Source organism: Pseudomonas sp. NFACC37-1, from assembly GCF_900101575.1.
Classification (GTDB): domain Bacteria; phylum Pseudomonadota; class Gammaproteobacteria; order Pseudomonadales; family Pseudomonadaceae; genus Aquipseudomonas; species Aquipseudomonas fluorescens_AA.
The window spans coordinates 1-14,031 of sequence record NZ_FMUZ01000014.1; the positions used below are offsets into that span (position 1 = coordinate 1).

Annotated in this window: 12 protein-coding genes; 7 read left to right on the forward strand and 5 right to left on the reverse strand. The window is 51.7% G+C overall.

The window, feature by feature from the left end; all coding sequences use genetic code 11:
- From BLP82_RS15990 to BLP82_RS16010, 5 genes are all read left to right on the forward strand, one after another.
- The coding region (locus tag BLP82_RS15990) for an integrase core domain-containing protein (RefSeq protein WP_139197864.1) at positions 1-302 on the forward strand (302 nt) is incomplete at its 5' end.
- A 410-nt stretch (positions 303-712) separates the two neighbouring features.
- Entirely contained in the window at positions 713-2,194 is a 1,482-nt protein-coding gene (locus BLP82_RS15995; RefSeq protein WP_092169799.1) for an ATP-binding protein, read from the forward strand.
- Positions 2,184-4,940 carry a Z1 domain-containing protein gene (locus BLP82_RS16000; protein ID WP_170842324.1) on the forward strand — a complete coding sequence of 919 codons (2,757 nt, stop codon included), beginning with the start codon at positions 2,184-2,186 and terminating at the stop codon, positions 4,938-4,940. Before BLP82_RS15995 ends, BLP82_RS16000 begins: the two co-directional genes overlap by 11 nt.
- A complete protein-coding gene (locus BLP82_RS16005; RefSeq protein WP_092169807.1) occupies positions 4,915-5,898 on the forward strand; it encodes a PD-(D/E)XK motif protein in 984 nt (327 codons plus the stop codon). Before BLP82_RS16000 ends, BLP82_RS16005 begins: the two co-directional genes overlap by 26 nt.
- Complete coding sequence (locus BLP82_RS16010) at positions 5,891-7,954, forward strand: AIPR family protein (protein WP_092169811.1); 2,064 nt, start codon at positions 5,891-5,893, stop codon at positions 7,952-7,954. Before BLP82_RS16005 ends, BLP82_RS16010 begins: the two co-directional genes overlap by 8 nt.
- Before the next feature lie 13 nt (positions 7,955-7,967).
- On the opposite strand, the gene BLP82_RS16015 is transcribed toward BLP82_RS16010, so the two are convergent.
- Positions 7,968-8,429, reverse strand: a complete 462-nt coding sequence (locus BLP82_RS16015) for a very short patch repair endonuclease (RefSeq protein WP_092169815.1) — start codon at positions 8,427-8,429, stop codon at positions 7,968-7,970.
- On the opposite strand from BLP82_RS16015, the gene BLP82_RS16020 reads away from it, so the two are divergent.
- On the forward strand, positions 8,428-10,116 hold the full coding sequence (locus tag BLP82_RS16020; protein ID WP_371914137.1) for a DNA cytosine methyltransferase: 1,689 nt from the start codon (positions 8,428-8,430) through the stop codon (positions 10,114-10,116). The genes BLP82_RS16015 and BLP82_RS16020 overlap by 2 nt on opposite strands.
- Before the next feature lie 202 nt (positions 10,117-10,318).
- On the opposite strand, the gene BLP82_RS16025 is transcribed toward BLP82_RS16020, so the two are convergent.
- The gene (locus tag BLP82_RS16025) at positions 10,319-11,182 is read right to left on the reverse strand and encodes an HNH endonuclease (protein WP_092169819.1); all 864 of its coding nucleotides are present in this window, start codon (positions 11,180-11,182) and stop codon (positions 10,319-10,321) included.
- 229 nt (positions 11,183-11,411) lie between these two features.
- The gene (locus BLP82_RS16030) at positions 11,412-12,659 is read right to left on the reverse strand and encodes a ribonucleotide-diphosphate reductase subunit beta (protein ID WP_092169823.1); all 1,248 of its coding nucleotides are present in this window, start codon (positions 12,657-12,659) and stop codon (positions 11,412-11,414) included.
- 28 nt (positions 12,660-12,687) lie between these two features.
- On the opposite strand from BLP82_RS16030, the gene BLP82_RS30555 reads away from it, so the two are divergent.
- Positions 12,688-13,029 carry a hypothetical protein gene (locus BLP82_RS30555; RefSeq protein WP_139197865.1) on the forward strand — a complete coding sequence of 114 codons (342 nt, stop codon included), beginning with the start codon at positions 12,688-12,690 and terminating at the stop codon, positions 13,027-13,029.
- Between the two features lie 119 nt (positions 13,030-13,148).
- On the opposite strand, the gene BLP82_RS16035 is transcribed toward BLP82_RS30555, so the two are convergent.
- Positions 13,149-13,364: a hypothetical protein gene (locus BLP82_RS16035; protein WP_092169826.1), complete on the reverse strand. Its 216-nt coding sequence runs from the start codon at positions 13,362-13,364 to the stop codon at positions 13,149-13,151.
- A 30-nt stretch (positions 13,365-13,394) separates the two neighbouring features.
- Entirely contained in the window at positions 13,395-13,658 is a 264-nt protein-coding gene (locus tag BLP82_RS16040) for a DUF2790 domain-containing protein (protein WP_025215112.1), read from the reverse strand.
- Between the last annotated feature and the right edge of the window lie 373 nt (positions 13,659-14,031).

Consider the following 14,031-nt stretch of genomic DNA (forward strand, 5'->3'; position numbering starts at 1 on the left):
CCCCAGGGCTGATGTTTCACTCAGACCAAGGATGTCAGTACACCAGTCGCAAGTTTCAAGAAGAACTGACCCGCCACGGCATTGTGCAAAGCATGAGCCATCGGGGACAGTGCTGGGACAACGCTCCAACAGAGCGTTTTTTCGGCACGCTGAAGTCAGAGTGGGTACCTCGCAATGGCTACAGCCTGATCGAGGAGGCAAAAACGGACATGGTGCGTTTCTTCATGTACTACAACCGCACCAGGCTCCACAGCTACAACAACTACCTGTCGCCAATAGCCATGGAGCAAAAAGCGGCATAAACACCGTAATCGGTGTCCGGGATTACTTGACCAGTTCAGACATATTCCCCTTTCGGGTCTTGTATTCGCCCACTCCCGACATAACGGGGAATTTTCGCAGGCGTAGAGAAACCGCAGGCGAAAAAAAGCCGCTGACTGTCGGGTGCGGAGGGCCGCTCTGGTTGAGGCGTTTCTTAGGCGCCGAACCGAAAGCCTAGGGGGTCAATGTTGTACGGTCAACCTCTCGAAGTGCTCCATCATGTTTCAGTTCAAGTCGATAACCGTCGAGATTTCTCTAAATGGCTTTGGGGTAGCTGCCTTTTCTTCGTCTCGATTGATGGCGCTGAGCCATCTATTTATTGATGGGGCAAACTTACTCGTCTATTGTGCAGTGAGCTTATTTTGGAAGCAGTGCAGCTCTAGGACAGAGAATGAAAATTACCAATCCCCCATTGGCTAGAGACTTGATGGCCACTGCCAGAAGCTTTGGCAGCTACGATCTGGCAGCAGCTCTGGCTGACCTGATAGATAACAGCATCAAGGCACAGGCGAAACGGGTGGATATTACCTTTGTCCCGAAACCGGATGATGTGGTGGTAAGGATTAGAGATGACGGTGTTGGTATGGCGAGAGGGACCCTGACCGTCGCTATGCGCCCCGCCAGCGCCAACCCTCAAGTCGAACGCGAGCCTGATGATCTGGGTAGATTCGGATGGGGACTGAAATCTGCATCACTTTCCCAAGCGCGTGTTTTGACAGTTGTTTCTTGGCAGCAGAGCGCAATTACTGCCGCACGCTGGGATATTGACGACATCGATGACTGGAGCATGGACCTCGTGGAGGGAACCGATGCTCTGCACTTACTTGATGGAACGCCGGATACTCCTTCCGGAACAGAGGTTATATGGAGTCACTCAGACAGGCTTCTGAATCGAGAGCACAGCGTTTCAGTCGACGAGTCGCTCACTCAAACTATTGCCCACGCCATTCAGAAACTCTCACTGATATTTCATCGTTACCTTGCCGGTGAGGGCAAGCGACGACTGACGATTGTCATCAATGGAAATCAGCTCCTCCCTATCGATCCTTTTATGACCTCACATAATGCTACCCAGACACTGGATGCGGAAAATATCGTCATGCCAAGTGGGGAGCAGATCACGGTTCAGCCCTATGTCCTGCCCCATTTTTCTAAACTCTCGACTGAGGATCAGGAAAAGCTGGGCGGACCAGAGGGCATGGTCCGAAACCAAGGTTTTTATGTATATAGGAATCGACGTCTAATCATCTACGGGACTTGGTTTCGTCTAGTGCCGCATGGGGAGCTCACTCAGTTGACGCGGGTTCGGGTGGATTTGCCGAATACGCTGGATGCCGAGTGGCGAATAACCGTGGATAAATCCGATGCCCAGCTACCCGCTGTTTTGAAGCGCAGGCTGCAGGACGTGGTGAGGCGTTTCAATCAGCGCTCGATTCGAGTGCATCGCAACAAGGGTGTTGCTCTGGATAGACTTGAGGTCCACTCGGTCTGGCGGCGATATGTAAAGAACGGGCAGATCCGCTATCGCGTGAACCGCGAGCATCCAATGGTGGCCCAGCTTATGGAACAACCCGGTTTGTCTGGGGATTTCGATGCGGTGCTTCGGTTGCTTGAATCCTATTTCCCGACTGAGATGTTTCTGAAAGATGCCGAGGCAGGAGTGAGTCAGTGTTCCACTTCTGTGGAGGAGTTTGAGTCGCTGATTGATCAATGCATGATCAACTATTTGCAGAGCTGTGATAGCACTCCGGAGATGAAGGGGTTTCTGCAATTCATCGCCGGAATGGAGCCATTTGCAAGTCAGTGGACCTATACGGAAAGTTATGTTCGTAAAAATACGACTAGGAAATGGGGAATGTCGAATGGACTTTGATGCTAGCTTGAGCTTTCTGCGAGTTGAGATAGACAGACGGATTCAGGGGCGGTTTCCAGTACCGCAAGGATTTCTGGAAACACATGTGAAGGAAGTCTCTGCTCTGGCAAGTATTCTCGATGAAGAGCTGGCGATTCGCCTGATCAGACATCTGGAAACGATATATGGCACCCAGCAGGGAGAGGGGCATGTCCTCAAGACCGATTTCCAAGAGTGGTACCCTGGACGGAAGGGGGAGATCGACTCCTACTACTGGCGCCGACTGCAGAAGTATTGGCTAGATCATTCGATTCTTCCTATTCAGGTAGTCCAGTCCGTCGACAAGGTTACCGACGAGATTATGGGATATCTGGGCGATCCTCTGGAGGTTGATTCTTGGCGCCGTCGTGGTCTGGTTATGGGTCATGTGCAGTCGGGAAAGACCACGAACTACTCTGCTTTAATCGCCAAGGCTGCGGATGCAGGTTATCGGATAATCGTGGTTCTCGCTGGGCTGACCAATTCGTTGAGATATCAGACTCAGGTCAGGCTGGATCAGGCGTTTGTTGGGAAGTCATCTCTCGGCGACAACTTTGTTTCGGAAATATACCCGGTCTCATATGTCCTCAAGGGGCTCGAGGATGAGGGGGGGGAAATAAGGCATCCCTTCTGTGGAACTACGCAGAATGCAGATTTCAGTGTGAAAACGGCGAAAGGTGTTGGAGCTACTGAAGGCAATTTTGCCGATCCAATTCTATTTGTTACCAAAAAAAATGAACAGGTTTTGGCTCGTCTTGCCGACTGGCTGAGGGGCCTCCGTCAGGGGGGGCAGCTCGAGGGGCCGATGTTGTTAATCGATGACGAAGCGGACAATGCTTCGGTCAATACGGCAAAGGATCCGGGCGTCACCACACGCATCAATGCTCGGATACGTGAATTGCTGAACTGTTCGCGGCGATCTTCATATGTTGGCTATACGGCGACGCCGTTTGCCAATATTTTCATTGATCCGGATACCGAAGATAGCATGCTCAAGGATGATCTTTTTCCGGAACACTTCATTAAATCACTTGAGCCGCCAGGAAATTACATCGGTGCCGAGAAGTTGTTTTCCGACGGTGGCGAGTTGTTCGAGGCCTGCATTCGCGAAATACCCGAAGACTACCTTGATCTGCTTCCATTGAGCCACAAGTCTGTGAAGCCAGTTAGCGAGCTGCCGGAAAGTCTCAAGGATGCAGTTCTTGAATACGCCCTATTCAGAGCAATCCGTGTTCTTGAGGGTGAGAGCCACAGGCATTCGTCGATGCTGGTAAATGTTAGTAGATTCAACGCCGTTCAACGTCAAGTCCACGACCTCATATATTTATTGCTTCAGGATCTTAAGGCTGCTGTTGATGCTTGGGCCTCCAGCAGCTCATGGGAAAGTTCGCAGTTGCTTGCACGACTGCATCAATCTTGGGAAAAGGAATATGGAAAGCAATGTGATTTCAACTGGGATGATGTTCGGGGCGCGTTGCGGCGGGGCTTGGCATCTGTCGAGGTCCGCTTGGTAAACATGCAAGGCGGTGGTCTGGATTACACGAAAGCTCCAGAGACCGGCATGCATGTTATAGCAGTCGGCGGTTTGGCCTTGGCACGTGGGCTTACGCTGGAGGGGCTCGCAGTATCGTACGTCCTGAGAAATGTCGGTGCTGCAGACACACTATTGCAGATGGGGCGCTGGTTTGGCTATCGACCGGGTTATGAGCGGCTGTGTCGGATCCACGCTACTAGTGAGATGTTAGGAGATTTTCGCGAGGTAAGCGATGCGGTGGAAGAATTACGGGAAGATCTCGTTCGCATGGAGCGGATGGGTATTACGCCTAATGAATTTGGCCTTAAAGTTCGCCAAAGTCCCACAGGTATTGCTATTACTGCCGCGAACAAGATGCGGGCCACCAAACCAGTGCTGATGGCAGTTGATCTTTCTACAAAGCATCTGCAGGCTTTCGAGCTGTTCAATGACAGAAATACCAATGACGACCATTACGCTGCTGTAATGTCTCTCGTGGAGAAACTTGTAACAGATTGTTCTAATAATGAACAGCCCGATGACGGCGCTAGGGTATGGACGAAAGTTGGTGTTGCGCTGGTACAAGAGTTGTTAGGGAAGTTCAAGCTTCCACAACTGCATTTTGCATTGGGGTATGAGGGGCGGAGCCTCACGTCAGATTATATTTCTGACCGCGCCGACGGAGAACTGGCGTTATGGGACATTGCAATCCCATTCCGGCGAACCGGTGATCCGGGGATAAACTTTCCCTTCGCTCGTGAGGGCCAGAATATCTATTGTCGGGTACGAAAAAACGGGATTTCCAAATCAGACGACCCCAGTGTGGTGAAGATAACGGCAAAAGATGTCGTTGCAGATGCTGCACGAACTGATCTTCCGTATGGCGAAAGAGAGGATCTGCCCGAACAGTTTGAGAAGTTAAAGGGGGAATTTCCAGAGTTTTCCAAGTTTAGCCCCGAGAAACAGTACCTGATGGCTAGGACACGGCCTCTCCTCTTAATACACCTTCTGGCGTTCGGGTTGAAAGACACGGAGAAAGACAAGAAACTTAACTTTGAGCTTGGCAAGCCTGTGGTATCGATCAGTCTCGCATTTCCCGACACGGGGGTGGATCCGCGACCGCGTGAATATGCGGTGACCAAGCGTCTGGCCCAGATGATGGAGCGCCAGCGGCAGGAGGCTGATTCGGATGAAGAACTCGATAGTGATGAGTGACTTCATTGCCAAGTGGGATGAGATCGTGCATCTCGGTCGAGGAGCTGGGCGCTTTAGGGTGTGCCCAGATCATCTCCTAGATATGTTCATCTCTTATTCCAGTTTAGGCGAGCGAGAATTCATTCTGGAGTCCGACGCGTCTGAGCTGAATGGCTCAAACTTGCCGGAGTTTGAGAATGTGTCAGTCCGTCACTGCGAGATCGACGGGGGGCATCGTCTTGTGCTCTGCCTAACGGATCATCAGTTGAAGGATCTCTTCTCGATCATCTGCGCAGATCTCGCAGATGCATCTTCTCGATCGGAAACCCCTGCCGGAGCCGCGAACATATTTGCCGTGCGGCTGAATCGCTGGGCAGATCTGCTACGTCGAGGACGGTCGCAGGAAATGTCTTTCAGGGAGAGGCTCGGTCTGCTCGGTGAGCTCTGTCTGGTGAAGTGGTTAATCGACGATTGCGGGATTGCTCCTGAAGTGGTCACCCGAGGGTGGCGGGGGCCGGACGGCGATACCAACGATATCGGCCTGAACAATGTTCGAATCGAAGTCAAATCTCAGCTTTCTACCCAGCCTTTCTTGATCAGGGTGTCCTCGCTTGAACAGCTTGATGGTGATGGACGGGAGCTCTGTGTGGCTCTACACAGATTCACGGTTTCGGAAACTGGAATCAGTCTAGCGTCACTTGTTGCGGATATTTCCTTCCGGCTTTCTGGTAGCCATTCCGGTCTGATGGAGTTTCAGCGGAAGTTGTTCCTCGTCGGATATCAGCATGACGCTGGTTATGCCAGTGAAGAATTCAACTTAGATGCTGTAAGGGTCTACCGCGTTGCGGAGGGTTTTCCGCGACTCGTCCCTTCTACCGTCCCTGACGGGATTACTCGGGTGAAATACGACATTGCTTGTGAAACTGTCGAGGATTACCGAATTGAGCAGATGGATCTGGGGACGCTGATCAATGGCTGAGCTTCAGGAAGAGTACGAGGAGCTACTCGAAGAAGTGCGCGTCGGCAGTGTTGCTGGGCATGAACTGCAAATTACCGAATTTTTTCGGGTCTATTCGACTCTGGCAGCAGAAAATGGGGATACGCCGGACATGGACTATTGTCCGGTGCTGAAGGAAGGTCCTGGAGGATATCGCGTTGATGGTTACGCGCTGGGCATGCTCAGCGATGACAGCTCCGAGGTCGGCGAGTTTTATCTTGCAGTCTGCGATTATCGGCAGGAGGTGGCCATGCCTGCCATCAACAGCCGAGATGTGGACAAGGTCGTCGACGGTGTTGAACGGTTCTTCAAGGCCGCCATGAGCCAAAAGTTTGTCGCCAGTCTGGAGGAGGCAAGCCCTGCATATCAGCTTGCTGCGCTGATTCAACAGTACGGCAGCAGAATCAGACGTCTGCGTGTCATTCTCTTCACTAACTGCCATCTCCGCGTCCGCAAGAGTGTTTTCGAGACCCGGGATGTCGGTCCGTTGACGTTGCACGTCAACGTCCTAGATATCGAGCGCTATGCAAGAATTTCGTCCGTCGGTGGCGAGCCGGTCCAGATCGACTTCGATGAGGACTTTGGAGGAGCTATCGAGTGTCTACCCATATTGACCGGAGCCGATAGTTATCAGAGCTACCTGTTTGCTATGCCTGGAGGTGCTTTGGCGAAGGTATTTGCAGCATTTGGCAATCGGCTGTTGGAACAGAATGTCAGGAGCTATCTGCAGGCGAGAACCAGTGTGAACAAGGGCATCCTCCGGACCATTGCGGAAGAGCCCGGAATGTTCTTTGCCTATAACAACGGAATTACTGCCACGGCTTCAGCGGTTGATACCTGCAAGCAGGAAGGAGGTAGGTTTGCCATCTCCCGCATCAGAGGTTTTCAGATCGTCAATGGTGGCCAGACTACAGCATCCTTGCTCTATGCCAGAGACGGGCTGGGGCGTAATCTCGATCAGGTGTATGTTCAGGTCAAGCTGTCAGTTGTTGACGAGGAGCGTCTCGAGGAGGTGGTTCCCTGTATCTCCGAATATGCGAACACCCAGAACAAAGTTTCCCTCGCCGACTTAGCATCCAACAGCCCGGTCCAGATTAGGATTGAGCGACTTTCCAAGGATGTGGCTGTTCCGCAGAGAGCGGGCGCCTTACACAGCAGCAAATGGTTCTACGAGCGTGCCAGGGGGCAATACAAGAATCTTTTTGCCTACAAGTCGAAGGCCGAGCGCAGCAGGCTTGAGCTGATCTATCCGAGATCCCAGCTACTAACCAAGACCGATCTCGCCAAATACGAGCTTTCTTTTGAAGGCAAGCCTCATCATGTCAGTGAAGGGGCGCAGAAATGCTTCAGCAGGTTCATAACAGTGCTTGCTGGATTGGATGACGCTTCCAAGGTTACGGAAACGTGGTTTCGTCGTGCCATGGCCAAGGCTCTCCTTTTTCTCCGACTCGATGAAATTGTGCAGAGCTCTGAATGGTACCGCAGTGATCGTGGCTACAAGGCCCAGATAGTCACCTACACCATTGCAGCTTGTGCTGAGGGGTTTCGAGCAGGTGACCTTCAAATCGATCTGGACAGAATCTGGCGAGAGCAGGAGGTTCCTCGGGCTCTCCTCGATTGGATGCTCGCGGAGGCTTGGACGGTGTCCGAGATTCTCAAGTCGCCTCCGGAAAGCGTGCGAAACGTATCCGAGTTCGCCAAGAGGGAATTCTGCTGGACGCAGTACGTCAAGGGAAGGGTTGGTTTACCCGGACATTCAATGAAGCAGTATGGAGTTTCCTTGCAGGAGTACGGAGATGAAACACGGCAGGGGCAGCGAGAGGCGATCAAGAACCAGGAGGTCGATTTTGATATTGCCCTCTTAGGGCTGGCCGACAGAGCTGCTGAGATCATGGAGCAGGCTAGACAGAACGGGGTTGCTTCGCCAAAGAATATGGATGCGCTCAAGAAACTGGTGGCCGGGCGCGTCACCAGCCTCTCGAGAGGGGAAAAGGGGGCACTGAAGTATCTGCTGGAACGGTTGGAAATCGAATACTGAAGCCCGTGAATTCTCATGGCAGATGGGGGCTAGCGGGAAACTCGGGCCAGGCCACGAATTTTTGATTACAATCCGGAATCGTTTTCAGCAACCAGTACATATCCGCTTCCGGACGGCGTATTCCACATTCCCAAAGCTCAATGACGCGCCATCCAGATTGCAGCAGTTCGTTTCGGTTTCTTAGGTCCCGATTCACGTTTTGCTCAAATTTCTGGTGCCAAAAGTCAATTCGGGTGGAAGGGGTACTGGCATATCGGCACCCTGGGTGCCTGTGCCAGAAACAGCCGTGGATAAAAATACAGACGTTGTAGCGAGGAAGCACTAGGTCTGGCCGACCTGGAAGTTTTCGAGAATGTAATCGATACCTGAAACCATGCCGATGAAGCAGCTTGCGGACCTTCATTTCGGGAGACGTGTTGCTACCACGAATGGCGGCCATCATGCGAGACCTGACTTCTTTACTGACTATATCCATGACTGAATCCCAGATGAATTTACCGTTAGGCCGAGTTACCGCCAGCGAATGTGATACTGAGCTTTCAAGGCCGATCCAGATCGTCGATCTCTTTGCGGGACCTGGAGGCCTTGGTGAGGGGTTCGCATCCTCTGGTAACGGAACCCGGTTCGAAATCGTGGTATCTGCCGAAATGGACCCCGTTGCTCGGGAAACACTCAAATTGAGAGCGTTTTACAGACTTCTCAAGCTGAAAAATCCTGATCGGTTATGTGACTACTACGATTTTTGCAACGGCCATAGTGCGAAGCCTTTCAGTGATATGAGCGAAGCCCAGTGGGATGAAGCTGAGAAAGAGGCTAGGTGCATCACCTTGGGGTCAGAGAGAGGTGATCGAGAGCTCGACGATATTCTGGACGAGCGACTCGAAGATCGACCTTGGGTGCTGATTGGTGGCCCTCCTTGCCAAGCCTATTCAATTGTTGGGCGAGCGCGCAACCAAGCCAAGGCCGATTACAACGCCGAAAATGATCACCGACATTTTCTCTACAGGGAATATCTAAGGATCATCAAGGAGAGAAAGCCAGCGGTTTTCGTAATGGAAAACGTAAAAGGAATTTTGTCTTCGAAGGTTGCCGGTAAGGGTATCTTCGCGCAGATATTGCAAGACCTTACTGATCCTAACAAAGCGCTCGGTGATTCTGCTCCTGGCACAAAATACCGCATCTGCTCATTTGTAACTGGCCAGTCTTTCGGTCCGGGTGAGGATGTGCTCAAGGTGGACCCTCGTGGTTTTATCATCAAGGCTGAGGAGCATGGAATTCCTCAAGCGAGGCATCGAGTAATCCTTTTAGGTATAGCTCTGGATAGCCAAGGGAATATTCCCGAGCATGGAAGCATCCTCGAGATAGTTGAGCGAGTCAGTACAAAGCAGGTCTTGGGTGATCTTCCCGAACTGCGTAGTCGCTTGACCAAGCAGCGTGATGACAACGAGGCTTGGTACAGAGAGGTTGCAAACCAGCTCGATGAACTCAGATCCGAGGTCGACTCTAAAGTTGAACCGATGCTGGGCTCTGAGATGAAAATCGCACGTGACTCTCTGCTATCGGCTTCTCTGGAGGTAGGGGCGCTTCGAGTTCCCCGCCGCCAAGGTGATGGAAGGACCAAGAATGAACACTTGGACCGCTGGTATCGTGATGACAATTTGGCATACTGGCTGAATCATGATGCGCGGGGGCATATGCCTTCAGACCTGCGTAGATATATTTTTGCCAGTGTCTACGCCCGGGCGTACAAGACATCTCCAAAAGGCCATTTGCAATTCTCGCTCTCGGGACTTGCACCTGCACACAAAAACTGGAAAAGTGGTAAGTTCAGTGATCGTTTTAGAGTGCAGTTGGAAGATCTTCCGGCTACAACTATTACTAGCCATATATCCAAAGATGGTCATTATTTTATTCACTACGATCCCAAGCAATGCCGAAGCTTGACAGTCAGAGAGGCTGCTAGACTTCAGACATTTCCTGATAACTACTTCTTCCAAGGAAATCGAACTCAGCAGTTTCATCAGGTCGGAAATGCTGTGCCGCCATTGCTGGCCAGTAAAATTGCATCAGTTGTGTATGAGGTAGCGAGCAAAAAAATCTTGGAGAAAGAGAACTTATGCGATATTCGGGATCCCTTAGTGTCTTGCGCAGAGTATGTATAGCAGGACAAGGTAGATATCATGATTTTTTATTTTTAGGACGCCAAGCAGTACAGTGCGCAAGGCTCTCAGTTCGACATTGATTTTATGAAGAATGTCGAACTCTTGTACCGTCGATGCATGTGCTATATCTGAAAAAATTGTCTATCTTTGTGGTTTCAAGTGGGTGTAATGACTATTTTTGATAGAGGGGCATATAATGTGATTAGTATTTATACCAAGACTGATATTTATTTGATGTAACAGCTTCGCCGGCGCGTTTTTCGTTCTGATTGCACTCTTTGCAAAGCAATTGGATGTTTGATACGTCGTTTAGGCCATGTTTTGCTAGTGGTACTATGTGGTCATAGTTTTCTTGATTTTCCAAATTTACTTGGCCAGATAGATCTTTATCGCAAAGCACACAACGGCCTCGATCTCGATAGAAAACTGCGCGGCGCACCCATTTGGGGATGGCTACGCGTTTCAATATGCCCGGCTTTGAAAATAGCTCTTCAATTTCTACTGGAGGAGTGGAGTCCTCTTCCCTCTCGAGGGCGTCGGCCATCATGATGTTGAAGACTTTTACTAGCTCACGGTTTTGAAACAGAACATGAAATACTTCCTTTGTAATGTGCTCAATTAGCAGTTCGAAGATTCCGCTTTCTCGCAGCTCTAGAATGTATTCATAGACGTCATCTGCGTTACAGTCGGTAAAATGTTTTTCTTGATTGTCTAGAAAAGCTTCGAAGCTTTGATGCGTCATTTGGTGGTACTCTAGAGCTCGCTCAATGGGCAATGTGCAGGGCCTCATATGTCGCAAAAGAATAGGTAATTCTCTAAAGCGTTCAAGCAGTGCTTTCTTTTCTGACAAGAATTTTTCATCTGCTTGTTCGTAATAAACATCCTCGATTATAAATTCTATGAGTTCATGTAGGGCGGAATATTTTCTAAAGGTGCCCAGTCTGTAATAAATAGTCCCATCACCGTAAAATGCATTAAGCTTTCTAAGGTAGTCATCTGGATAGTGCAAAATATTCTTTATTATGTTGCAGAAGTAGTATGTTTCATAGAATTTTGCTTCCAGCATGCTGTCTGTTCTCCGCTTCTTGGTGGGGTGTGCGAGTATAATTAAAATTGACTTTTAATGATTTTTATATAATGAATTTTTCTGTGTGACCTTTAATGGCTATCTTCTTTATGTGACTGCGGTATTGGAAAGTTAAACGTTGAATAATAAAAAGCCCCGATTTTGTCGGGGCTTTCGTTGTTGTTTATCAATGCAGCGAAGCATCGTCAAACCGAAATTGGCTGAGGAGTCAATCCCAACTCAAAGCCCCACCCGTCTGATACTCAATCACTCGCGTCTCAAAGAAGTTCTTCTCTTTCTTCAAGTCCATGATCTCGCTCATCCAAGGGAACGGGTTAGTCGTGCCTGGATACTCTTCTTTCAGACCAATCTGCGACAGGCGACGGTTAGCGATGAACTTGAGGTAGTCCTCCATCATCGCCGCGTTCATGCCCAACACGCCGCGAGGCATGGTGTCGCGGGCGTATTCGATCTCCAGCTGCGTACCCTGCAGGATCATCTGGGTCGCTTCTTCCTTCATCTCGGCATCCCACAGGTGCGGGTTTTCGATTTTGATCTGGTTGATCACGTCGATGCCGAAGTTCAGGTGCATGGATTCGTCGCGCAGGATGTACTGGAACTGCTCGGCGACGCCGGTCATTTTGTTGCGGCGGCCCATGGAGAGGATCTGGGTGAAGCCGCAGTAGAAGAAGATGCCTTCCAGGACGCAGTAGTAGGCGATCAGGTTGCGCAGCAGCTCTTTGTCGGTTTCCGGGGTGCCGGTTTCGAACTTCGGATCGGAGATCGAACGGGTGTACTTCAGGCCCCAGGCGGCTTTTTTCGCGACCGATGGGATCTCGTGGTACATGTTGAAGATTTCACCTTCGTCCATGGCCAGCGATTCGATGCAGTACTGGTAGGCGTGGGTGTGGATCGCCTCTTCGAAGGCCTGGCGCAGGATGTACTGGCGGCATTCCGGGTTGGTGATCAGGCGGTACACGGCCAGGACCAGGTTGTTGGCAACCAGGGAGTCAGCGGTGGAGAAGAAGCCCAGGTTGCGCATCACGATGCGGCGTTCGTCGTCGGTCAGGCCTTCCGGGTTTTTCCAGAGGGCGATGTCGGCGGTCATGTTGACTTCTTGCGGCATCCAGTGGTTTGCGCAGCCGTCCAGGTACTTCTGCCAGGCCCAGTCGTATTTGAAAGGTACGAGCTGGTTGAGGTCGGCGCGGCAGTTGATCATGCGCTTTTCATCGACGGCGACACGGGCGGAGGCGCCTTCGAGTTCGGCGAGGCCTTCGGCGACATCGAGTTTGTCGAGGGCGGCCTTGGCGCGAATGATCGCGGCCGAGTCGTTGGCCGTCACGGCCCGGGCTTCGAGGGCGGCGGCACCGCCGGCGCTGTCGAGGCGGTCCATGTTGGCTTCAGAAGCGTGGCCGGCGTTGGCGCCTTTTACAGCAACTTCGCCGTCTTCTTTGTCGAATTCGTCCCAGCTCAGCATGACGTGTCGTCTCCTGCGTGAGGGCCAGATGCCCGATGAAGGCCTACTGGCCGCGGTGGATCTTGAAAAATCGTTTGTTGCAGCAGCTGACGCAGGCAATAAACAGAAAAATGTACGGGTCGTTCCGAAGCGGCGCAGAACGCCGGGAGGCATTTGGCGCTGGCGTGGGCTTCAGGCAGCCTTGATCCCCTGTAAGGGAATATTGCAGGCCCGTTTGAGGCGGCATTATAAGGACTTTTTTGCCTACGTGCTGCGGCGAAATGGCTCACAGAAGGCGTCGCGAAGGGCATATCTGCGTGGGAGCGAGTATTTACAAGGCTTTGGCCGCCGAAGATTTTTTTTGCCTGGGTCGAACGGCGGTTGGTTTTGATCAAAAAACGAGCGTTTTTTGCGGTTTTGCACTACATGTTGTGTTTTCGGAGGGTTTTCAGCGGTTCCAGACACAACCAGGCCCGATCGAAACCGGGCCGTGGAAAATGCCAGTAATGATCAATCGGTACGGGCCGAACCGGTGCGGTCGTTGCCATCGGCTGCGACCGTGGTCGGGTCGGTGTGGTTGTGATCGTCGGTGGCGACCGTGGCAGCATCCGTGGGGTTGTAGCGGTCGGTGGCGGCGGCGGAACCGGTGCGATCGAAACCGTCGGCGGCGAAGCTATTGGCGGCCAGTACCGACAGGGCCAAGGCGAAGAACAGTTTGCTTTTCATGGTGGTTGCTCCTGGTTCGTTCGAAGTCGATCAGCCGTTGGAGCAGCCGTTGCCCATGACGCTGTAGCGCAGGATATGGCGCTGGCCCTTGGAGTCGTCGTATTCCATCTTCGCTGGCACTACTTCGCAGACATTGGGGATGTCGCTCATGGAAATGACTTTGGCGATATCCAGGTGGGTGGAGTAGGTGTACTCCTCAATGGCGGGTTTTTGCTGTGCGACATCGGTCGGGACCTCGTCTGCCATCGCGGTGGCGCAAAGGCTGCCGAGGACCAGAACCCATAAAGCTTTCATCTAATTCACCTTTCTTGAGGTCGAGTGGGGTCACGCAACCTTTTTGGGGTTGCGTGTGGAACGTGTATTGGAAGTTGGATTAACGGCCTTCGTGGGGGCTGTGTTGCGTTAATCGTGTTTGCCGGTTGGCGAGATGAATTTTAGGGAGTGGGGCTGGGCGCAAAAAGCCTTGGTTTTGATAAACACTGTTGGTTGATCTGGTAATAATCGCTACAGGTGGTGGGGTTGTCTGTGGCATCTATGTTGGAGGTGCTGCCGTCATCGCGAGCAAGCTCGCTCCCACATTGGGTCTGTGGTGTAGGACAAACTGTGGGAGGGGGGGCATGCTCCCACACAGGGAAAAGCCTGGCGGGAGGGGGTTTCAGGTTAGTAC

Excerpts from the sequence above, each read along its gene's own strand:
- BLP82_RS15995 (WP_092169799.1), top strand. The coding sequence starts at position 713 with ATGAAAATTACCAATCCCCCATTGGCTAGAGACTTGATGGCCACTGCC.
- BLP82_RS16000 (WP_170842324.1), top strand. The coding sequence starts at position 2,184 with ATGGACTTTGATGCTAGCTTGAGCTTTCTGCGAGTTGAGATAGACAGA.
- BLP82_RS16005 (WP_092169807.1), top strand. The coding sequence starts at position 4,915 with ATGAAGAACTCGATAGTGATGAGTGACTTCATTGCCAAGTGGGATGAG.
- BLP82_RS16010 (WP_092169811.1), top strand. The coding sequence starts at position 5,891 with ATGGCTGAGCTTCAGGAAGAGTACGAGGAGCTACTCGAAGAAGTGCGC.
- BLP82_RS16020 (WP_371914137.1), top strand. The coding sequence starts at position 8,428 with ATGACTGAATCCCAGATGAATTTACCGTTAGGCCGAGTTACCGCCAGC.
- BLP82_RS16015 (WP_092169815.1), bottom strand. The coding sequence starts at position 8,429 with ATGGATATAGTCAGTAAAGAAGTCAGGTCTCGCATGATGGCCGCCATT.
- BLP82_RS16025 (WP_092169819.1), bottom strand. The coding sequence starts at position 11,182 with ATGCTGGAAGCAAAATTCTATGAAACATACTACTTCTGCAACATAATA.
- BLP82_RS16030 (WP_092169823.1), bottom strand. The coding sequence starts at position 12,659 with ATGCTGAGCTGGGACGAATTCGACAAAGAAGACGGCGAAGTTGCTGTA.
- BLP82_RS30555 (WP_139197865.1), top strand. The coding sequence starts at position 12,688 with ATGCCCGATGAAGGCCTACTGGCCGCGGTGGATCTTGAAAAATCGTTT.
- BLP82_RS16035 (WP_092169826.1), bottom strand. The coding sequence starts at position 13,364 with ATGAAAAGCAAACTGTTCTTCGCCTTGGCCCTGTCGGTACTGGCCGCC.
- BLP82_RS16040 (WP_025215112.1), bottom strand. The coding sequence starts at position 13,658 with ATGAAAGCTTTATGGGTTCTGGTCCTCGGCAGCCTTTGCGCCACCGCG.